Below are 20,102 nucleotides of genomic sequence, written 5' to 3'. Positions count from 1 at the left end.
CCCGACAATCGGGACGTCCTGGAACGCTAGGCCCGCGGCGACGAGGGCGAAAGTATGAGATTTCGACTGGCTCGGGTCGAATCCGGCCCTATGCCGAGGAACGAGAAAACCCCTTCCGACGCTGGTCGGAAAGGGTTTTGTCTGTCGGGCTGACAGGATTTGAACCTGCGACCACTTGACCCCCAGGTCGGTCCGGGGCTCAAAGATGCTGGCAGACAGTGATTTAAGGCGGTTCAGTTGCTGGCATTGACCAGCGTGTTGTTTGCGATCGTTCACAGCGGGTGGTCCCGTTCTGGTCCCGCTTCGTCACCTCGAAGAACGGCCTCGGCTCCGGACACCGTTCGGGCTCATGTCGGCAGCGTCGGGCATACTCGCGTTCGTCTCGGCGCAGTGGGTACCGAGTGTTCTAACCCCAAGGGGGCGCAAGTTGACTAGCGGCACGCTGCCGTCTTCGGATGGGCAGTCCGGTCGGGCGTGGCTGGTGCTGACAAAGGCGACATATCGCCGGCTGGGCGGCGCAGCGAAGTACGACGACAACCCGGCGAGCCATTACAGCTGGGACAGCACCGTGCCGAACCACGCGAAAGTCGCGGTCGGTGACATCGTCCTGATGTGGAACCAGACAGAATCGCTCGGTATTTCGGTCATCGACCACATCACTGTCGGTACCGCGGACAAGCGCCGCGCTCGCTGCCGCAAGTGCAACAGTGTCAACTTCGAGGAGCGGGCGACGATGCGGCCGATCTACCGGTGCCAGAAGTGCAAGCACACGTTCGATGACCCGGTCTACGAAGAGCTCTACGGGCTGACGACGTACCGATCCAGCCATGAGCAGGGCTGGATCGACTTGCTCGGCGAATTCACCGCTGCGGAACTGCGAAGCCTGTGCGTGAAACCGAAGTCGCAGAATAGCTTTCGGCCGCTGCGTTGGCCTGACACGCGCCGGGCGATCAACGCCCGCCTCGGTAACGAGGTCCTGCGGCCGATGGACTCGACCACCGCGCAGTTGCAGCACGGACACGCAACCAAACCCACCCGAGTTCGGATCGGTCAGCGGCAATTCCGGGCGATGCTGCTTGGACAGTTCGGGCCGAAGTGCGCGTTCACCGGCGAGCTCCCGGAGGCTGCGTTGGATGCTTGCCACCTCTACAGCTACGCCAAGGTCGGCAAGCACCATGAGCATGGCGGGGTATTGCTGCGCCGTGACCTGCATACGCTGTTCGACCGCGGGATCATCGCCGTCGACGGAAACGATGTCATCGACGTCGCCGCTGACCATCGCCGGTACCCGGCCTACGGCAGCCTGCACGGGCAGCCGCTCACGGTGAAGGTCAACAACCAACAACGGGATTGGTTCGCCCTGCACTGGACCGAACATCGTGGATGATGCCCAGGAAGGCCGGACCTGCACCTAGTGTTACCGGTGTTCGCACAGCGGACTTTGAGTTCGTCGTTCTCGATGTTTGTGGCTGTGGGCGACTGATGAGCATGGTGGAAAATCTGGCCTTGATCAGCGGAAATGCGCGGTTTAATCGTTGGCACGTGTCTGGTGTTTTGGGGGTTACTGCGGACTGATTCCGGATCGATTGCGGCGGCGGACGGTTGTCTGTCCGCCGCTCTAGGAGGGACCGAGGTGGGCACTGCTGTCGAAGCTGGGCGGCCGAACCTGGGAGAAAGCCGCGACGCCATTCATGGTCCCCTGACGGCATGGGCAAACCCTGTAACGGTCCCGTGAGCAGGTCGATATGGTGAGGCAGCGTTCAGGGTGGGAGGAGAGTCTCGTGGTCGAGCCAAGATCAGTCGCCGGTATAACAGGCGCGAACATATGAAGCTGACACCGGGAGCCAACGCCTCTGTACCCACATCGGAAATGGTCGTCACACTCACCTGGTCCGCGGAACGTGTGGTGGATCCACAGGCGCTCCTGGTCACCGAGACGGGCAAAATCCGCGACGACAAAGACTTCGTGTTCTACAACGCACCCCGCCATGCCTCCGGAGCGGTGTCGCTCACTGAGGGGGCGGCGGCTCGCGCGGATGTGACCGTCGCACTCGCCGACGTCGAGCCGGAGATCTCTCGGATCGTGATCACCGGATCGGTTGAAGAAGGATCGTTCCGCGATATCTCTGGACTCGCCGTATCCGTACGAGAGCAGGGCAGCGGAAATGTGTCTCTGTCGTTCGACGTCAACCAGACCGAAGCCGTGACCGCGATCGTCCTGGGCGAGTTCTACCGACGGAACGGAGCGTGGAAGTACCGCTGCGTGGTGCAGGGATGGAGCAGCGGTCTGCGTGGGCTCGCTGAGGAGTTCGGTGTGCAGGTCGACGACGAGCCCGAACCGCCGCCGGCTCCCGCACCCGTTCCGGGGCTGGCGGCGTCTGTCGCGCCCGCGCAGTACGACCGTCCGTCAGGTATGGCCTCCGCAAGCGCGCCTTCCGCTCAGCCGAGTATGCAACCCGGCTGGTATGCCGACCCGGACCGCCCTGGCTGGTACCGATGGTGGCAAGACGGCTGGAGCGAGGACCGTCGCCAGATATTTCCCGCTGGACAAGGGGTATGCGAACGATGCGGACGTCCTGTCCAGCAGTCTCGGTTTCGTGGGACTCGGCCGTGCCGCTGGTGTGAGAATGATGTTCGGCAGATCATGCAGGGCTGGCGCGCCCAAGCGTCGCAGGTACTCGCCACAACCGGACCTCACGGGCCGGAGTGGGACACGCTTTGGGTTTCGCTGATGTTCCACCAGGTGCATGCGGATACCGGCAGGGAAGCGTTGACCCCGTTGGCAATTGCATACCTTGAGCGCGTGGTGACTTTCGCGTTCGCCGACAGCCAGATCGAGGAACGCGAACTCGACGAGTTCGAACGTGCGGTGGCCACGCTGAGCGCAGTGACCAACCTAGGTGCCGCACAGCGCCATATCGACGAGCTCCGTCGGCGGATGCTGCGCGGCCGATCCCTTACGCAGGTGCGGGCCGGGGAACTGCCTCGGGTGCAGTCGCCGCGCGTACACCTGGAAGCCGACGAGTTCACCTACCTCGAAGTCGACGCCTTGCACGTCAAGTATCTAGCCAACGGCCCCAAGCGCACACCGGGGCGAATCATCGCGAGCAACAAGAAGGTTCGGTTCGTCGGTGCCGGCGCGGGCAGCGAACTCCCGTGGGCCAAGATCGTGTCGGTCACCAGCGAGTACGGCAACGTCATCGTGTCCGCGACCACCGCCTGCGGTGGCGGTACCTATCAAGTACACGACCCCGAATGGGTAGCCGCGGTTCTCGAGGGCGCGCTGCGTGTCGCCAAACGCTTGGTCCTCGCACCCGGGCAACGCGACAGCCGCTCGATCCCGCCGCACGTCAGGGCCGAGGTGTATCAACGCGACGGCGGCAAATGCTGCCAATGTGGAGCCATCCACTACCTGGAGTTCGACCATGTGATTCCACTCAGCCGCGGCGGGGCCACCAGCGTGAATAATCTGCAGATTCTCTGCCGCCAGTGCAATCTGGAAAAGGGAGCGCGGTTGTAGAAGTTGGCGACGATCGGGGCGGGACGAGGTTCCCGACTGTTCCGCTGGCCTACTGCTCCGGAGGCAGCCTCGAGCCAGTTTCCGTGGTATCTAGGTGGATGCTGTAGTCGCGATACCTGGCGGTTCGGTACGCGTTCGTCCGGCTCGGTATGGGGTGACTGTGTCACCCCAGTGTCATCGGTGTGCGCCCGCCCCAAAGGCAGAGTTGCGACCAATGGGCTACACTGTGCCGTAGCTGGATTGAGCCGGGTTAGCCCGGTTCTGGCACTGCCCATGTTCGCGTTGGCTGTGATGCTCTACCTTGTCCCGCGTTTGGCGGCCCGATTTCGGGTCGGTCGCACAGGAGGGAAGGTGATGGGGATGATCAGTTCTCGCAACTTCAAGGCCGTGTTGTCCGCAACTGCGCTTGTCGGTTCAGGTGTCGCTATGGATGTCACCGCGGACGCAGTGCCAGGCTGAGTCCAGCAACAGGTCCCTACTTCCCTGCCTCACACGCGGAAGGTCGCTGGTTCGATCCCAGCTGGGACCACTCGATCCCTCGGCATAACAGCAGGTCGAGGGAATTTTTCATCTCTGTCTACAAGGAGACGCGTCGCCGTGATTGACCGTTGTTGGCCGATGATTCCCATCGGCTGGGTCACGCAGGGGGCATGGGCTCAGAGGGGGGCTGCAATGCCGGATGAGATAAAGGACGCCGCCGCTCAGGCTACGGCGGCCTTCGCGTCGCTGCGGTCTTTACTGGTGTTGTCGAGTCGCGGCACAACCTGGCTACTCACCACTTGTGGACGGCGCGTAATGCTGCCAAGCGCTGCGCGGAACGTGAGCGCGAGCTAGTGGCGAACGGTCATGTGAACGGTGACATAGAGCACCGGACGCTCGCCATTACGGGCTGTAGTGTTCTCGGTGTTCTTCCTGGAGGCGCTGGTCAATCAGCTGTTTGCGGACGCCGCAGACTCCAAACCGGGGCAGCCGACATACTTCGTTCGCGGGTTCTCGGATTCTGACATCGCGACTCTGGCGTCCTGGTGGCGCAAGACCAAGGATGGCAAACCTGTCAATGAGTTCAAGTCAGCGCTCCAGAAGTATCAGCAGGCCCTCAACCTGCTAGGAAAGCCACGGATGGATGAGGCAAACGATCCGTACTGGAGTGCAAGCGACCTGATCGACCTCCGCAACTCTCTGGTGCACTTCAAGCCCGAGTGGCAAGGTCAAAACGTCCATCGCATTGAGCAGATGCTGAAAAAGCATCCGAAGTTCGTCGAGAACCAGCAGCAGATCGGGTCGCCGTGGTATCCGAACAAGTGCTTCGGCGCTGGGTGTGCTGCCTGGGCCTGCGAGACCAGCATGGAGCTGGCTGATCATTGGTCTGTGCGCATGGATCTCGGCCTGGACTACCAGACCGATTTCCAGGGCTGGCCAGCAGTCTGACGCTGCTTGGAGGGCCCAGTGGTGGCCCTGATGTGTGGTGGGTTGCACCCAGAGGCGGGCTGGCTGCGCCTGCCCCTTATCGGCCTGCCTTTCGCGCGTAGAGGCTCCGGGGTCAAGAGTGGCGATAGCCATCCCGTAGGGACGCCGGAGGCGCTCTTGACGCTGGAGGGGTTGACCTGACCCCGTGAGGTCGGTCCATCGACTGTGTGGGTCTTGCGGCCCACGTTGTGGGCGGGAAGGCTCGATGGCGATGACCACGAGGAAGAGGCACACCCCTGAGCAGGTCGTGCGCAAGTTGACCGAGGCCGATCGGCTGCTCGGCGAGGGCAAGGACGTCGCGGATGTGTGCCGGGCGTTGCAGATCACCGAAGCCACCTACTACCGGTGGCGTAACCAGTTCGGCGGACTGAAAGCCGACGACGCCAAACGGTTGAAAGACCTCGAACGCGAGAACACCACACTCAAGCGGCTTTTGGCCGAAGCGGAGTTGGAGAAGGCGGCGTTGAAGGAGATCGCCAAGGGAAACTTCTAGACCCGGAACGCCGGCGCGCGGCCGTGGCGCATCTGATGCGCCTCATGGGCGTCAGCGAACGGTTCGCCTGCCGGGTGACCGGGCAGCATCGCAGTACCCAGCGCCGTCCTGCGGGCGCGGCAGCCCGCGGATCGGGATGCACCGTTGCGGGCATGGTTGCGTGACTGGGCACGCAACCATCCACGGCAAGGGTTCCGTCGCGCCTACCACGACGCCCGCGGCGAGGGCTGGACGGTGAATCACAAGAAGATCCAACGCCTGTGGCGGCAGGAAGGGCTACGGGTGCCGCAGCGACGGCGCCGTAAACGAATCGGTGACTCGACGGTCACGGCGGTGACCGCGGACGCGCCGAATCGAGTGTGGGCAGTCGATTTCCAGTTCGACGCCACCGACGACGGCCGTCCGGTCAAGATCGTGTCCATCGTCGATGAGCACACCCGCGAATGCCTGGGCGGGCTGGTCGAACGCTCCATCACCGCCGACCGGCTCATTGACGAACTCGACCGTATCGCCACCGGCCGCGGATACCCGGCCGCGCTGCGCAGCGACAACGGCCCGGAACTGGCATGCCAGGCGATGCGGGACTGGGCCGGTGAACGCGTCGGCCTGGCGTTCATCCCACCCGGACAGCCTTGGCGCAACGGCTACATCGAATCGTTCAACGGCCGACTGCGCGACGAATGCCTCAACATCAACAACTTTTGGTCGCTGACCCAAGCCCGCGTCGTGATCAGCGACTGGAAGGACGACTACAACCACCACCGCAGGCACTCAGCCCTGGGCTATCAAACCCCCGCGGGCTACGCTGCTGCCTGCATCCACCGATAACCGACTCACACTCACGGTGGACCGATCAACGGGGTCCCGTCAGGGCGCGTGAGCACAATGCAGGCCACCGCACAGCAGGGCCACGCGGCCGGAGGACGCGGGAAAAAGAAGCCGAGTCAATCGAGTCTGGTTAGTGATGCTCGGAACGAGTTGATCAGCCGCTTCCGAAGCTCGAACGCACTGTCGAACTCGATCTCCTCTATTTTGCCCTTGTCCGCGGCATCTAGGAGCTTCACGAACTTCTTGCGCAACTGTCTGTATAACTGGTCCTCGTCGAGGCTCAGTAGCTCAAGTTTGAGTTCCGCCGTGTTCATTCGGCTCACGGCCGCGATGCACTCCACGTGTGTGGGAACCACGTTGTCAGGAGGGGTTTTTCCCATCTTGTCGATCGCAAATCGACCTACCACCTCCCACGTCTCGGCCGAGATTGTCAGCGCTTCGACGAGGGCGTCGACCGCTTGTTTATAGTTTCGGTCACGCACGGCGGCCCGGTCCTTCTCGCGGTGCTGCCGCTGACTGATCCAGGCGGTTAGGGCTACACCCGAGAACGCAATGAGGGCTGCAGTGACCGCGATGAGCGATGCGTAGACAGTTGCTTGAGGCTGAGTTAGCGCCTCGTATCGAATCGGCTGGCTAGAAGTTAGAGACAGCGTTCCTACGGGAGTCGTCGTAAGTGCCACGTAGGAATCGTGGCACGTCGCAGGCGAATTCGTTTCGATATGCCGTGAGGTCGCCATCAAGCGAAGGGGGCCGAAGCCCCCTCCGGTATCGGTACGGGTAGCGGGCCATGGTCTCGATGTTGCGGCGGTGCTGGGCGTCGCACTGGTGGTAGCGCCACCGGATTCCCCGCTGTTCGCCGTGGGTGGGGTACTTGTAGAGGAACGGGACCGCGCGGCGGGGTTGTCGCATCCGCGAAGCTGGCAGGTGGTGGGCTCGGTGACGTTCATTTCTCGGTTCCTCTCCGGTTGGGGTGGTCTGGCTGAGGGCGTCTCGATCACGGCTCCGGTGGGTGTCACGAGTGGCGCCAGCCATCACGGAGTGACGCCGTAGGCGCTCTTGATGCCCGCTGGGGGCGTGATAGCCCTCGGATCAGTCAGACCGCCACAGCCGGAGAGGAACAGGGCGACCAGCGGCGCCCCGCTCGGCTGACTGCGGTGACCTGCTCGTGAACGTGTCCGGAACTCCACGGGACCACAGCCGGTCGACCGGGCAGAGTGCCGGCCGATTCGTGCTCGGCTGGGGGAGGTAAGTCGGGTACGGTGGCCTGTCCCCGGTGAATGAGTCCGCCCGGATTTAGAGTCCTGTTGGCCCCGGTGAGGGCCAGAAGGGACACTGAGAACCATGGCTGGACGTAAGCGGCATTCCGCGGAGGAGATCGTGCGGAAGCTGCGCCGGGCCGACGAGTTGGCCGCCGCGGGTGCTTCGGGTGAGGAAATCGCCGCTGACCTGCAAGTATCGTCAGCCACGTTGTATAACTGGCGGCGCCAGTACGGCGGGATGGACACCGACGCCGCCAAAGAGCTCAAGGAACTGCGCGAGCAGAACGCCAGGCTCAAGCGGCTTCTGGCCGATGCCGAGCTGGAGAAGGACGCGTTGCGGGAGATCGCTCGGGGAAACTTCTAGACCCGGCGGCCAAGGGGCGGGCGGTGGGCATGCTCTTGCAGGTCAAGGGCATGTCCGAGCGGTTCGCCTGCAAGGTCGTCGGGATCCATCGGTCCACCTTCCGGCGACTGCCACTCGACCAGACCCCGGACGATCCCGACGCCGGCGCCAGGGCCTGGCTGCGCGAATACGCTCGAAAGAACCCTTGTCACGGGTTCCGTCGGGCGTGGGCGGCGTTGCGGTTCGACGAAGGCCACCGGGTCAACCGCAAACGGGTGCATCGGTTGTGGAAGCAGGAGGGCCTGCAGGTGAGAGTGCATCATCGACGTAAACGTCTCGGTTCCTCGTCGGTGCCGGCGGTCGCCGCGGACGCACCGATGACGGTGTGGGCGTGGGATTTCCAGTTCGACTCCACCGTCGATGGTCGGGCGGTGAAGATCGCCTCGATGGTCGATGAACACACCCGCGAGTCGCTGCTGCACCTGGTGGAACGCTCCATCACCGGCGAGAAACTCGTCACCGAACTCGCCCGGGTGTTCGCCCTGCGGGGGTACGCCGCGGGTGCTGCGGTGTGACAACGGTCCGGAGATGATTCCAGCAGCGGCAACGGTTCTGCGCCGACCGGGTCGGGATCACCTATATTCCGCCCGGCACGCCCTGGAACAACGGCTACATCGAATCGTTCAACCGCAGACTGCGCACCGAATGCCTCAACCGCAACCACTGGACGAGTCTGCTCGAGGCCCGCGTGGTGATCGGTGACTTCAAAACCGACCACAACCTACGGCACCGGCACTCAGCGCTGGGCTACCCGACACCGGCCGAGTACGCTGCGGCCTGCACCCACACCCACCATCCGGTGGGCTGTGGGATCGATTGAAACCGACGAAACAACCCGGGCTCTACTACCGGGTGGTCGCGTTATCGGGGACTGGCCAACGGCTCTCGTCGTGCCCAGCACTGTGAGGGTGTTCGGAAAGTGGTCAGAGAGGCTCACTGCGCCCCGGCGGCCGAGTGTCGCCGACGCGCCGACGCGCCGGCGGTGACCGCCCATCAGGGAACCGCGCTGCGCGTCGCAGCGCGGCGGCGGCGCGAAGCGCCGCCAGGGCGCTCTTGATCCTGTATGGCGAAATTCGGCAACAAGTCGCACAAGCACGGGGCAAAGCCAGTTAGAGGTGAACCACGGCGACCGTCTTGTCGTCGTGGCGCTTCGCGCGTGGTCGCTGTTGGCCGTGCGGGTCGTCGTCTGCTTCCCAGCGGTGGGCGCGGGCAAGAACTGCGGCCAGCCCGAGTGAATCAAGGCATGCAACGTCAAGCCACGTAACACCAAGTGGCGCAAGCATGTCAGCCGCTCCATCGGTGGCGAGGGCGATCCAACTGACCTGCGATCGTGGGTAGCTTGCAATAAGTGCGTGAGTCGCCGCGCGGGGATCGGCCTCGGCGATCCAGTAGCCGCCATCGCGGTTGCGGTTGAGCCGTTCCTTTCGCTGTAGTTCCGCGAGGATGGCGCGGTGCTCGGCGTCGTATCCTGCACCTGCCTCCAGGCGACTCCGGTAGAGCCTGGATTCGGGTAAGTCGAGCTGCGCGAGACGGTCATCGACTACGACGTCATACGTGCCTTCTGGCGTTCCTACGACGGCGGTCGAATCTCCGAGAACCAGGGTCTCAACTGTTTCCTGGTTGATTCGAAGCATTGCGACAGTGCTTGAGGGAGCGGAGCCAGGGCGCAAGTCGAGTCGATCTGTTGTGGCCGCGATCGCGCGTGACAGGACAGACGGCAAGTCGCGGTTCTCGCTCCGAAGGTAGTGAGCTAACTCCTCGCTGAGTGTGTCTACGTACGTCGCGGCGGGCATGCCACCGGCCGCGAAGCATGAGGCCCCGTCAAGGACGGCGACTGAATCGTCGGTGGTGACGATTCGATCATCGCCGGATTGGGCGGGGTGTTGGGCGGCGGCGACCTGCATGACTGTCAGCCTTCGGGGCGGTAGGGACCGACGATGAGGCGGCTGCCGGTGATAGCGAAGTTTGCGTCGAAGTCCGCTTCGACAACCCCGCAGACGAATTGAAGGGACGGGGTGAACAGGGTCGCGAGGTTGTGATCGAGCCAGTGCGCGACACCGAGCGATCCGACGCTGGTGATGCCAGCGATGTGGATGATTACCCGGTCTTCGTCGGCTCGGCGCGAGAAGTAACCGATGTCGGTGCGGGTGGTTCCGTCTCGGCGGAAGGGTGATTGGTGGCGCGTACCAGTGTGCGCGTCGGTGATCCACCAACCGTCTTCTGTGCGCTCAAAGTCGAGCAGAGGATCGCCCTCCAGGAGTCGGCGCGCAACAGGTGCGGACTTGGGGCCACAGATGACCACCGTGTCACCTTCCGGCACGTCATCGGTGTCTGGATCGATGGCGAATCGACTCGATGCCAACGACAGCCGCGTCAGAGTCGCTTCGACTGCCTCCTGTGTCGCCTGGTCGGAGGCGTCGAAGAAGGGGCGTTCGCGTCCTTCTTCGAAGCCGAAGCGACGAGGGATTCCCACTGCTACAGGACCGACACCGAAGAACGCGCGCTCGGGCTTCGGCGCGGTGGTCCGAATCTGGCTGATGCGGCCTTTGGTGAGCCCGAGTAGCTCCGCGATCTCGGTGTAGCTCATCCCCCGCTCGCGATGTGCTTCCTCAATAGCCGCCTTGCGCAACCGAGCAAGTTCCGTGGCGCGCTGTTGGTAGACGGTCATGAGATCGGTCGCCCTCTGTCCACGCCGGATGGGATCCGGATCGTTCCGCACCTGGTCGAAGTCATCAGGGGTAGCCACGAGTGCGAGTTTAGAGGGTGTAAACGAGTCGAGCTACTACCAACAGAGGAGATTGAGCAATGGCTTTGAAAGACATGTGGATTCCGACCGACTTCCGTTCCGTGTTCCCGAAGGGCGTGCTGCTGCTCGGGGACATCGAGGCGCAGACCGAGTTCAGCGAGGACCGCAACGCGCCGAAGCGTCAGGCGGTCGACTACGACCGGGAGGGCAACGGCTCGGGTAAGCGCCTGTGGAAGGCGACGATCATGGACCGGGCGGGAGGCAAGGCGAGCAGGCCCGGACACGCCGACAGCCGGACCACCGAACGGTATCTCCACCCTGACCGGCGGGAGATCACCGGGGCCGGTGACAAGCTCTCCGAGCACCTGCGGTCCCGTTCTGGTCCCGCTCTGCGGGTGGTCGGCGAATGAGGAAAGCCCCTCCGACGCTGGTCAGAGGGGCTTTCTCGTCTGTCGGGCTGACAGGATTTGAACCTGCGACCACTTGACCCCCAGTCAAGTGCGCTACCAAACTGCGCCACAGCCCGTTGCGTCCGCTGTGCGGGCGCTCGAAGAGATTACCGCACGAGGCTGGAGGGGTGCTAATCGCCTGGTCACACGGGGTTGGAGGGGTGGGTCAGCGGTAGTCGTCCACGTGGTCTACCGCCCATTGGGCGAAGGTGCGGGCGGGGGTGCCGGTGATCGGTTCGGAAGTGGGGCCGACCGGGCTCGGTTCCGAGCCTGCCTTCGCCCACATGTCGAGGACCGGGCGGTAGTAGACCTCGGCGGCTTCCTCGTAACTCAGTTCGATCAGCTCGACCGGCTCGCCGAGGGCGGCGGCGATGGCAGCGACCTGTTGGTGGTGGGACAGGGATTCGGGGCCGGTGAGGGGGTAGGTCTTGCCCGCGTGGGATGGGTCGTCGAGTGCGGCGATGGCCGCGTCGGCGATGTCGGCTTCGTGGATGGGGGTCAGCTGCAGGTCGGGGAAGGGGACGCGGACGACGCGCTCGGCTTTGATGGAGGGAAACCAGGTGCGGGCGTTGGCGGCGAACGCGCCCGGCCGCAGGACGGTCAGCGGCAGGCCGGATGCGCGCAGCGGATTCTCCACCGCGAGATGCCTTGCGCCGATGGGGTTCTTGTCGTTGTCCGCCGCGATGGAGGACAGCAGCACGACGTGGGCGACCCCTGCGGCCTCGGCGGCGTCGATGAAGTTGCCGATGCCATCGGCGGCGGCGTAGCAGAAGACCTTGTCCACACCCGTGAGGGCGGCGGTGACCGACTCCCGGTCGGTCAGGTCGAGTCCGACGAGTTCGACATCGTCGGGCACTGTGGTCTCGGCGGGGCGGGAGCTGGCCGCCCGCACCGGTTTTCCGGCCGCGCGCAATTGATCGAGGACGGTGCGGCCGACGATGCCGCGCACGCCGGTGACGAGGTAGGTCATGAGGTTTCTCCTTCGGAACGGGAATCGGTGAGATGGGCGAGAATGCGGCGCAATTGCTCGCCGTAGCGCTGCTCGAACTCGGCGGACCGAGCCTCCACCCCGAACAGGTCGCGCACCTGGACCGGTAGCAGCAGCGGGGCGATGACCATCCCCATCACCGCGAGCTGGAACGCGGCCGGGTCGAGGTCGGCGGCGACCTCGCCGCGTTCTTGACGGCGCCTGGTCACGGCGATGTCGGTCCCCGAGATCGGGTGCGTGCCGGTGGGGGCGGCGTCGGACAATCCCCGCCACATGAGCAGGCGGATGCCGCGCGGGTCGCGCAACCCGTCGCGCAGATAGTTCGTGACCACCTCCGCCAACGGCAGCTCCGGATCGCTCAGACCGGCCTCGCGCTCCAGCCAATTCGCCTGAAGCGCCCGGTAAAGGCCTTCCTTGCCGCCGAAGTAGTAGGTGATCAGCTGCTTGTTGACACCGGCTCGCTGGGCGATGTCGCTCACCCGAGCACCGGCGTAGCCCTTGGCGGCGAACTCCTCCATGGCGGCCTCGAGCAGGCAGCGTTTGGTGCGTTCGGCGTCGCGGACACGGTGCGCGGGATCGGGGGTGCGGTGGGTCGCCACGCGCCCAGACTATGCAGTTATTTTACATATGGCTAATTGTTTTAGATGTACGGATGATACGTCGGCGGCGGGGGTGCATGTGCGGTGCGGTAACACACCCGCCGTCGGCGTGAAACGAAAGCCGGGCGCAGACGCCGCCGGTGCACGGAAGGCAGTTCGGTTCGTCGGCGGTACCACCAGCCGGATCTCCGGTAGGGCGTCCAGCAGCAGTTGGTCGAGCGCCGCTCTGGCCATGGCGAGCGACTGGGCAGGGCGAGTGTGCGGACCGGCGCCGCGAACGATTGCCTTGGCGTCGCGTCCGCACCGCGAACAACCTGCGACAGCTGCGATCTGCGTACGACTCGCTGCCGAGCGTTTCGCCCGGATGACGAAGCGCCTGCTAGTGAAATGTCCGTCAGTCGACGTCTCGCGTCAAAGGATGCCGCCCCGGGGCGACGGCGCAGGCGCCTGCACGACCGTCGACTTCGAACGTTTGCGCAACGTGAAGCCCAGCGTCTCGTACAAACGGATCGCCGACGTGTTCGCCGCGGCAGCGTGCAGGAAGGGTGTCTCACCGCGAGCGCGGATGCGCGCGCCGACCGCGCGGACCAGCCGCGTGGCGAAGCCGCGGCCACGGAATCCGGCGTCGGTGCACACGGCGCTGATCTCGGTCCAGCCCGGCGGGTGCAGCCGCTCTCCGGCCATCGCCACCAGTTTGCCGTCGATTCGAAGCCCCAGATAGGTGCCCATTTCGATGGTCCGCGGCGCGTATGGGCCTGGTTGGGTGCGAGCGATCAGCTCGAGGATCTCCGGTACGTCGGCCGCGGTGAGCACGTCCAGTTCCGGGTCGTGGGCGACGCGCAGCGCGGTGCCGTCCATCTGCACCGAGTCCATTTCGCGCAGGACCGTCCAGCCGTCGGGCGGCACGTGGCCGTGGCCGCGCAACGAGGTGCTGCCGCCCGGACCGAGGAGGGTGGCCAGATCGGCCCAGTCTCGTTCGTCCAGCACCGGCGGGTGGCCGACGAACCTGGCGACCTGCGGGTCGTAGCGGCCGATCCGGCCTACCCAGCCGGCGAACCTGCGGTGCTCGCCACGCAGCGACGCCCGCACCGGGTCGTCGAGCGGGTGCAGCTCGACGTCGACGATCGACTCAGTGGTCACCGCGCACTCCTCCACAACAGCGTCCGACGAGAGAACGTTAGCGAGGCACACGATCGCGGGACATGGTTGCGCTCAACGCGATTCGGATGCGTCGACCGTCGTGATGGGGCGGCCGGGCCGAGCGGCGGGGTCATCGAACCTTCGACGCGCCGGTCCGCCGCGGCTCGGCGCCGGTGCGGAAGGAGCGCGCGAACGCCGCCGCGGTCGCCGAAGCCGAGGCCGCGAAGCACAACAGCACCGCCGGGCCGAGTGCGCCGACCGTGGATCGCTCGATTTCTTGACCTCCAGGTCTAGAACGATTACGGTTCGGGTCATGGGCAGGCCGCGCAACTTCGACCCGGACACGGTGGTGGAGCGCGCCATGGAGGCGTTTTGGACGCACGGGTACGCCAACACCTCGCCCGCGCAGTTGGCCGAGGCCACCGGCATCGGAAAAGGCAGTCTGTACCACACGTTCGGCAGCAAACGCGCTTTGTTCGACTTGGCTCTGCGTCGCTACGACCAGCTGGGCGCCGAGCTGGCCGCCGACCTCCTGTCCCGCCCTGGCTCCACCCGCGAGTGTGTCGCCGCCTTCCTGGGCGGCCTGGTCGATTCCGATCTCGCCCAGCCGGTTCGGCGCGGCTGCCTGGCGGTGAACACCGCTATGGAACTGGGCGGACACGACGCGGAGATCACCGGCGCGGTCCGCGCCATGCAGGACCGTGTGATCGCGGCGTTGGAGACCCGGATCGATCAGGGACGGCGCGACGGTGACGTGCGCGCAGGCACCGATGCCAGGGCGGCGGCCGAATTCTTGATGAACACCATCGTCGGCTTGCGGGTGATGGCCAAGACCTACGACGCGCCGACGCTGCATCGCATCATCGAAACCGCGCTGACCGGCCTCTGAGTTCCGATGTCCGCCGTCGCCCCGCTTGCTGCGTCAATTATTGACCTGTAGTTCAAGAAAGAAAGGTTCCAGTATGGATCTCGAACTGTCCGGCAAGACCGCCGTCGTCACCGGTGCCGGTCGCGGCATCGGGCTCGCGGTGGCCGAGGCTCTGACCGCTGAAGGCGTCCGTGTGGTCGGCGCCGCGCGCACCATCACTCCCGAACTCGAAAAGGCCAGCGTCGCGGCCGTCTCGGCCGACCTCGCCACCGCCGAGGGGGCGACCCGGTTGATCGACGCCGCGCTCGACGAGCTGGGCGGCATCGATATCTTGATCAACAATGTCGGCGCGGTGAACGCCGCGCGCCTGGAGCTCGGCGGCTTCCTCGACGTCGAGGACGAGCAGTGGCGCGAGCTGTTCGATCTGAATCTGTTCAGCGCGATCTGGGTCACCCGTGCGGCCCTGCCCAGTCTGCTGCAGCGGCGCGGCTCGATCGTCACCATCTCTTCGATCAACAAGCATCTTCCCGCCGCGGGCCCGGTCGGCTACAGCGAGGCCAAGGCCGCGTTGACCGCGCTCACCAAGCGGCTCAGCGAGGAGTTCGGGCCGCGCGGAGTGCGGGTCAACACCGTCTCTCCCGGCGTGGTCGGCACGCCGCTGTGGCGCGGGCCGGACGGCGTCGGCGCCAAGTTCGCTTCGGCACAAGGGGTTTCGCAGCAGGAACTGCTCGCGTCCGTGCCCGAGCAATTCGGTATCGCCTCCGGCCGGATCAGCGAACCCGAGGAGGTCGCCGCTCTCGTCGCCTTCCTCGCCTCGCCGAAAGCCGCCAATATCGTCGGTGCGGATTACGTCATCGACGGTGGCACCTTGAAGATCGCCTGACGACGCCAGCGGCGGGAGTGCTTCCCGCTCCCGCCGCGCCGCGAATCGAGTCGAATGCGTTCGCGCACTTCGCATCACAAGCGCACTCGGCGTCTGTCGCGTCCGCAGGCCTCAGCGTGTAGCCTGGCTGGCCGGAACGCGCGGATAGGAGCGGACTGGTGCGTGTCCATCATCTGGATGCCGGGGGAACACGTCCTTTCGGAGGCCGTTTGTTCGACGGCAGGCCGGGGTTCCGGCGTAAGGCCGCCGGGGCATCTCATTGTTTGTTGATCGAGCACTCCGGCGGACTGGCCCTGATCGATACGGGGTACGGCGAGCAGGCACTGGTCCGGCCGGATGACTGGGTGGGGCGCCAACTCATCCGGCAATCCGATCCGGTGCTCGACCGGCCGATCGCGCGGCAGATCGAGGCGCTCGGCTTCGCTCGCGAGGATGTCCGGGACATCGTCGTCACGCACCTCGACCTCGATCACGCCGGCGGCCTCGCCGATTTCCCGTGGGCCACCGTGCATGTGCACCGAGCGGAGTTGGACGCCGTCGCGGGGCCGTTCGGCCGGCGCGAGAAGTTGCGGTACCGGCCGGTGCAATTCGAGCACGGCCCAGAGTGGGCGGTGTACGACGAGACCGACAGCGACGCGGAACGCTGGTTCGGTTTCCGGGCGGTGCGCGAATTGCGGGGGCTGCCCCCGGAAATACTCATGGTTCCGCTGGCGGGACACACCCGCGGTCATGTCGGTGTCGCGGTCGACACCGGAGACGGCTGGCTGTTGCACGCCGGTGACGCATACACCTATCACGGGCAGATGCTTGCCAAGCCGTCGATGCCGGTGGGCACGCTGATCTTCCAGTGGTACGTGGACACTCGGCGGCGGGCTCGGATCGACAACCAGCAACGGCTGCGTGAACTCGTCCGCGACAACGGCGACGCGGTCACGGTCTTCTCCGCGCATTGCGCCACGGAGTTCGAGCGACTCCGCGGTTGACCCGGAGCGCCGTGCGCGCTGCTACCCCAGGCAGCGGTGCGAGCCCGACCTGCAGGGCTGCGGCCGGTGTCGTCGAAGATGGCCGGCTCCATCCGGTGCGCGGCGTAGGGGACGAACCCGCCCGCGTGGGCGAGAACGAAGCGGATGTCGGGATACCGCCGCCGGATGCCGTCGCGCACGAGCAGGTACGCCGCCCGGGTGGTGTCGAGCAGGAAATCCGCGGCGAACGGCGCGACACCTGGGACGGCGGGCGCGGGCAGGCCCGCCGGGTGGACGAACGCGACGGCTGATCGCTGGTTCAGCACGTCGAAGAGTTCGTCCTGCCCTAGCTCGCCCAGATAGCTCCCCGGTGCGTTGGCGAGCAGCACGACGCCGTCGGCGTGCTGGTCGTCGAGGGATCGCCGGGCCTCGGCGGCGACCGCAGCTGTGTCGGGCATGGGGAGGGTGGCGAAGAACCCGAAGCGTCCGGGTTCGGCGTGCGCGAGCGCGGCGCTGTAGTCGTTGACCGCCCGCGCGAGTTCGGCCGCTTGTGCCGGATCGGATAGGAAAGTGGTGCCGGGCGTGGAGACCGACAGCACCGCCGAAGCGATCCCGGCTCGCGTCATCGACGCACGCGCCGCTTCGGGGCTCCACTCGGGAAGTGCGCGGCCGCGGCCTGGCGACCGGGGGAGCGGCGGCCGTCTTCGGACTCGCTGAGATGCCTGGTTCCCGGGTGCGGCCGGAGGGGGCGAGGTAGCGTGAAGGTGTCGGCCTGGGTCGACCATGTCATCGACGGTGTGGTCGTCTTCGCCGGCAGCGCGTGGTCGGGGCGTCCGCATCGTGGTCGCGTCCGGCCGGGAGCCGCCCGGCGGCTTCCGCTGAACAGCACTGCTGGTTCGTGCGAAAGATCCGCCATCATGAGTGTTCACGCCCCCCTCTATCGCGAGGTGCTCTCCCGGGAAGAGTTGCCGGACGAGTTCTTCGGGCTCTTCCTCGACCCGACTCGTACCTACAGTTGCGCCTTCTGGACCCATCCCGACGACACCCTGGAGAAAGCCCAGACGGCGAAGATCGATCTGGCCTTGGCCAAATGCGATCTGCAACCGGGGATGGCCCTGCTGGACGTGGGTTGCGGCTGGGGCTCCACCATGCTGCGCGCCATGGACACCTACGGAGTGCACACGATCGGGTTGACCCGCAGTCGCAACCAGTACCGGTACGTGCGCGACATGCTCGTCGACCGATTGATCCGCGGCCGCCCCTACGGCGGGGTGCGGGTGCAGGGGTGGGAGGATTTCGACCGGCGAGCCGACCGGATCGTGTGCATCGGAGCGCTGGAGCACCTGCCGGTGGACCGCTACGGGGAGTTCTTCGAGTTCGCCTATCGGATCATGCCCTCCGACGGGGTGCTGCTGTTGCAGACCGTGGTCAGCCACAGCCGCGAACATCTGCGGGCGCACGGTACCCCGATCACCAGCGAGGATTTCGCGTTCCTGCGCTTTCTGCGGGAGACCATCTTCCCCGGCGGGGAGCTTCCGCTGCCGACCGGTCACCACCCCAAAGGGGTCACCGAATACGCCGAGGACGCCGGATTCACCGTCGCCGACGTCCAGGCGCTGGGGCCGCACTACACCACGACGCTGGACTGCTGGGCCGACGCGCTCCACGAGAACCGGGATCGGGCGATCGAAATCGCCGGGCGCGACACCTACAACGCCTACATCCGGTATCTGACCGGTTCCGCCGACTACTTCCGCCGCGGGCATACCGACGTCATGCAGTTCACCTGTCTCAAGCCCGACGCCCGGTACCCGTCCCCGCCGCGCTGAACGGGTACTCGGGCGGCCGGGTCAACGATTGGCCTCGGTGGGGAACAGGTCGTCGTCGCCGGCCGGCGGGCTCATGCCGGAGTCGGCTGTCCATCGCACGTCCGCACGCGGATGCCGGATGGGCAGCGCCAGCTTGCGCCTGCGCGGCTTGAGGTTGATCAGCGTCATGTCGCCGTTGTAGTGGGCCAGGACGCGGGGGTCCATGACCGCGCGCCACAGCGGGGGGATCGCCGCGAGCACGACCATGGTCGCGTAGCCCGCGGGCAGCTGGGGCGCCACTTCGCAGCTGCGCAGGGTCTGGTAGCGACGGCCCGGGTTGGCGTGGTGATCGCTGTGGCGCTGGAGGTGGAACAGGAAGATATTGGTGACCAGGCGGTCGCTGTTCCAGCTGTCGCGGGGTGAGCAGCGGGCGTAACGGCCGTCGGGGCGGCGGTCGCGCAGCAGTCCGTAGTGCTCGACGTAGTTGACGGTTTCCAGCAGGCCCGCGCCGATGAGTGCTTGCAGGGCGAGGTACGGCGTGATGACGGGTCCGAAGACCACGATCAACCCGCCGAACAGCGCCGCGCTCATCGCCCATGCCTGCAGCAGATGGTTGCCCGGGCTGAACCAGCGTTTGCCGTTGCGGGCCAGCCGCGTGCGTTCCAGTGCCAGCGCCGACCGGAATCCGCCCAGCATGGTGCGCGGCAGGAATTGCCACAACGATTCGCCGAACCGGGCGCTGGCCGGGTCGTCGGGCGTGGCCACGCGAACGTGGTGGCCGCGATTGTGCTCGACGAAGAAGTGCCCGTATCCGGACTGCGCGAGCGCGATCTTGGCCAGCCACCGTTCCAGATGTTCGGCGCGGTGGCCGAGCTCGTGCGCGGCGTTGATGCCGATGCCGGAGACGAACCCGAGGGTGACCGCGAGGCCGAGCTTGTCGGCCAGGCTCAGCTCGTGGCTGGCCCACAGGTAGCCGGCGATGAGCAGGCCGATGAATTGCATCGGCAGGAACAGAAAGGTGCACCACCGGTAGTAACGATCGTTGGACAGCGCCTCGTAATCTTCCTCGCGAGGATTGCTGCCGTCGTCGCCGATGACCCAATCCAGCAGGGGGATGACCACCAGCACGATGATGGGGCCGATCCACCAGAACACTTCCAGTCCGGTGTGCGCCACCAGCGTCGAGGGCAGTAGTGCGCAACCGGGGGCGATCAGGCCCAGAATCCAGAGGTAGCGCTTGGGGTCGCGGGCTCGCGTGTGCTCGAAGATCGTCATAGTCATTTCGCCGATCCGTGAGGACGACACTCAACTGACAGTTCCGACTGCGGACAACACCTGAACCATGCGCGCCAATCCAGGATAACTGGAAGTTCGCTGGGTGTTGTAGAACCGCGGAAACCGTTGCCTGAGCGGGCAATCTGCCGCGAGTGAAGGCGGGCCGGGGACGGGGTGGTTCGTGCCGGGTGTCGGAGTATCACCGCTGTGCGCACCTGAATGGCTCAGGTCGGCGGGGGTGAGCCAACTCCGACATTCGAACCTTTCTGTACCGAATTCGACCGAGACCAGGAACGGTGGAGCAGCGCATCTCCCGCGAACACGAATCGGCGTCAGGAGCCGAGGCGGCGGGAGATCGTGGGGGCGGAACTCGCCTGCCGCGTGGCCGCCGGGCCTTCCCTGGCAGGCAGGTCG

At 65.7% G+C, this 20,102-nt stretch carries 15 protein-coding genes, 1 tRNA gene and 3 pseudogenes; 10 read left to right on the top strand and 9 right to left on the bottom strand.

The annotated features are described in order from the left end of the window. The first annotated feature begins 427 nt into the window (after nucleotides 1-427). The 4 genes and pseudogenes from ACH49X_RS25295 to ACH49X_RS25280 all read left to right on the top strand — a co-directional run bounded on the left by ACH49X_RS25295 (nucleotide 428) and on the right by ACH49X_RS25280 (nucleotide 6,308). Nucleotides 428-1,387, top strand: a complete 960-nt coding sequence (locus ACH49X_RS25295) for an HNH endonuclease signature motif containing protein (RefSeq protein WP_357206402.1) — start codon at nucleotides 428-430, stop codon at nucleotides 1,385-1,387. 438 nt (nucleotides 1,388-1,825) lie between these two features. Further along, nucleotides 1,826-3,520, top strand: a complete 1,695-nt coding sequence (locus tag ACH49X_RS25290; protein ID WP_357206401.1) for a TerD family protein — start codon at nucleotides 1,826-1,828, stop codon at nucleotides 3,518-3,520. A gap of 903 nt (nucleotides 3,521-4,423) precedes the next feature. Then, nucleotides 4,424-4,948 (top strand): hypothetical protein, encoded by a 525-nt coding sequence (locus ACH49X_RS25285; RefSeq protein ID WP_357206400.1) that lies wholly within the window; start codon nucleotides 4,424-4,426, stop codon nucleotides 4,946-4,948. 250 nt (nucleotides 4,949-5,198) lie between these two features. Then, a pseudogene (locus ACH49X_RS25280) lies at nucleotides 5,199-6,308 on the top strand (IS3 family transposase). 116 nt (nucleotides 6,309-6,424) lie between these two features. Here the strand turns inward: ACH49X_RS25280 and ACH49X_RS25275 are convergent. Then, entirely contained in the window at nucleotides 6,425-6,988 is a 564-nt protein-coding gene (locus ACH49X_RS25275) for a hypothetical protein (RefSeq protein WP_357206398.1), read from the bottom strand. 661 nt (nucleotides 6,989-7,649) lie between these two features. Here ACH49X_RS25275 and ACH49X_RS25270 point away from each other — a divergent pair. Beyond that, nucleotides 7,650-8,790: pseudogene (locus ACH49X_RS25270) on the top strand (IS3 family transposase). Nucleotides 8,791-9,079: 289 nt separating this feature from the next. Here ACH49X_RS25270 and ACH49X_RS25265 read toward each other — a convergent pair. Beyond that, a complete protein-coding gene (locus ACH49X_RS25265) occupies nucleotides 9,080-9,874 on the bottom strand; it encodes a PP2C family serine/threonine-protein phosphatase (RefSeq protein ID WP_357206397.1) in 795 nt (264 codons plus the stop codon). 5 nt (nucleotides 9,875-9,879) lie between these two features. Further along, entirely contained in the window at nucleotides 9,880-10,716 is an 837-nt protein-coding gene (locus tag ACH49X_RS25260) for a sigma-70 family RNA polymerase sigma factor (protein WP_357206395.1), read from the bottom strand. Nucleotides 10,717-10,775: 59 nt separating this feature from the next. On the opposite strand from ACH49X_RS25260, the gene ACH49X_RS25255 reads away from it, so the two are divergent. Further along, nucleotides 10,776-11,126: a hypothetical protein gene (locus tag ACH49X_RS25255; RefSeq protein ID WP_357206393.1), complete on the top strand. Its 351-nt coding sequence runs from the start codon at nucleotides 10,776-10,778 to the stop codon at nucleotides 11,124-11,126. Between the two features lie 42 nt (nucleotides 11,127-11,168). Here the strand turns inward: ACH49X_RS25255 and ACH49X_RS25250 are convergent. The 4 genes from ACH49X_RS25250 to ACH49X_RS25235 all read right to left on the bottom strand — a co-directional run bounded on the left by ACH49X_RS25250 (nucleotide 11,169) and on the right by ACH49X_RS25235 (nucleotide 13,892). Next, nucleotides 11,169-11,242, bottom strand: a tRNA-Pro gene (locus ACH49X_RS25250). A gap of 89 nt (nucleotides 11,243-11,331) precedes the next feature. Then, on the bottom strand, nucleotides 11,332-12,135 hold the full coding sequence (locus ACH49X_RS25245; RefSeq protein WP_195081581.1) for an SDR family oxidoreductase: 804 nt from the start codon (nucleotides 12,133-12,135) through the stop codon (nucleotides 11,332-11,334). Further along, on the bottom strand, nucleotides 12,132-12,752 hold the full coding sequence (locus ACH49X_RS25240; RefSeq protein WP_323124304.1) for a TetR family transcriptional regulator: 621 nt from the start codon (nucleotides 12,750-12,752) through the stop codon (nucleotides 12,132-12,134). The genes ACH49X_RS25245 and ACH49X_RS25240 overlap by 4 nt, the downstream gene beginning before the upstream one ends. 411 nt (nucleotides 12,753-13,163) lie before the next feature. Further along, on the bottom strand, nucleotides 13,164-13,892 hold the full coding sequence (locus ACH49X_RS25235; protein WP_195081582.1) for a GNAT family N-acetyltransferase: 729 nt from the start codon (nucleotides 13,890-13,892) through the stop codon (nucleotides 13,164-13,166). 313 nt (nucleotides 13,893-14,205) lie between these two features. Here ACH49X_RS25235 and ACH49X_RS25230 point away from each other — a divergent pair, with 313 nt between their 5' ends. The 3 genes from ACH49X_RS25230 to ACH49X_RS25220 all read left to right on the top strand — a co-directional run bounded on the left by ACH49X_RS25230 (nucleotide 14,206) and on the right by ACH49X_RS25220 (nucleotide 16,626). After that, nucleotides 14,206-14,781, top strand: a complete 576-nt coding sequence (locus ACH49X_RS25230) for a TetR/AcrR family transcriptional regulator (RefSeq protein WP_195081583.1) — start codon at nucleotides 14,206-14,208, stop codon at nucleotides 14,779-14,781. 73 nt (nucleotides 14,782-14,854) lie between these two features. Continuing rightward, nucleotides 14,855-15,643 carry an oxidoreductase gene (locus ACH49X_RS25225; protein ID WP_195081584.1) on the top strand — a complete coding sequence of 263 codons (789 nt, stop codon included), beginning with the start codon at nucleotides 14,855-14,857 and terminating at the stop codon, nucleotides 15,641-15,643. Between the two features lie 158 nt (nucleotides 15,644-15,801). Further along, nucleotides 15,802-16,626, top strand: a complete 825-nt coding sequence (locus tag ACH49X_RS25220) for an MBL fold metallo-hydrolase (protein ID WP_195081585.1) — start codon at nucleotides 15,802-15,804, stop codon at nucleotides 16,624-16,626. A gap of 50 nt (nucleotides 16,627-16,676) precedes the next feature. Here the strand turns inward: ACH49X_RS25220 and ACH49X_RS25215 are convergent. Beyond that, nucleotides 16,677-17,390 (bottom strand): annotated as a pseudogene (locus tag ACH49X_RS25215) (amidohydrolase family protein); the annotation flags it as partial. A gap of 132 nt (nucleotides 17,391-17,522) precedes the next feature. On the opposite strand from ACH49X_RS25215, the gene ACH49X_RS25210 reads away from it, so the two are divergent. After that, nucleotides 17,523-18,434 (top strand): class I SAM-dependent methyltransferase, encoded by a 912-nt coding sequence (locus ACH49X_RS25210; protein ID WP_195081586.1) that lies wholly within the window; start codon nucleotides 17,523-17,525, stop codon nucleotides 18,432-18,434. Between the two features lie 21 nt (nucleotides 18,435-18,455). Here ACH49X_RS25210 and ACH49X_RS25205 read toward each other — a convergent pair whose 3' ends face one another. Next, a complete protein-coding gene (locus ACH49X_RS25205) occupies nucleotides 18,456-19,694 on the bottom strand; it encodes an alkane 1-monooxygenase (protein WP_195081587.1) in 1,239 nt (412 codons plus the stop codon). Nucleotides 19,695-20,102 lie beyond the last annotated feature (408 nt).

This window comes from Nocardia sp. NPDC019323 (assembly GCF_044389845.1).
Classification (GTDB): domain Bacteria; phylum Actinomycetota; class Actinomycetes; order Mycobacteriales; family Mycobacteriaceae; genus Nocardia; species Nocardia implantans.
This window is presented reverse-complemented; position numbering and strand designations above follow the sequence as displayed.

Bases quoted from the DNA above. Each gene is read 5' to 3' on its own strand.
- ACH49X_RS25205 (WP_195081587.1), bottom strand. From the start codon at position 19,694: ATGACTATGACGATCTTCGAGCACACGCGAGCCCGCGACCCCAAGCGC.
- ACH49X_RS25230 (WP_195081583.1), top strand. From the start codon at position 14,206: ATGGGCAGGCCGCGCAACTTCGACCCGGACACGGTGGTGGAGCGCGCC.
- ACH49X_RS25265 (WP_357206397.1), bottom strand. From the start codon at position 9,874: ATGCAGGTCGCCGCCGCCCAACACCCCGCCCAATCCGGCGATGATCGA.
- ACH49X_RS25245 (WP_195081581.1), bottom strand. From the start codon at position 12,135: ATGACCTACCTCGTCACCGGCGTGCGCGGCATCGTCGGCCGCACCGTC.
- ACH49X_RS25290 (WP_357206401.1), top strand. From the start codon at position 1,826: ATGAAGCTGACACCGGGAGCCAACGCCTCTGTACCCACATCGGAAATG.
- ACH49X_RS25255 (WP_357206393.1), top strand. From the start codon at position 10,776: ATGGCTTTGAAAGACATGTGGATTCCGACCGACTTCCGTTCCGTGTTC.
- ACH49X_RS25225 (WP_195081584.1), top strand. From the start codon at position 14,855: ATGGATCTCGAACTGTCCGGCAAGACCGCCGTCGTCACCGGTGCCGGT.
- ACH49X_RS25210 (WP_195081586.1), top strand. From the start codon at position 17,523: ATGAGTGTTCACGCCCCCCTCTATCGCGAGGTGCTCTCCCGGGAAGAG.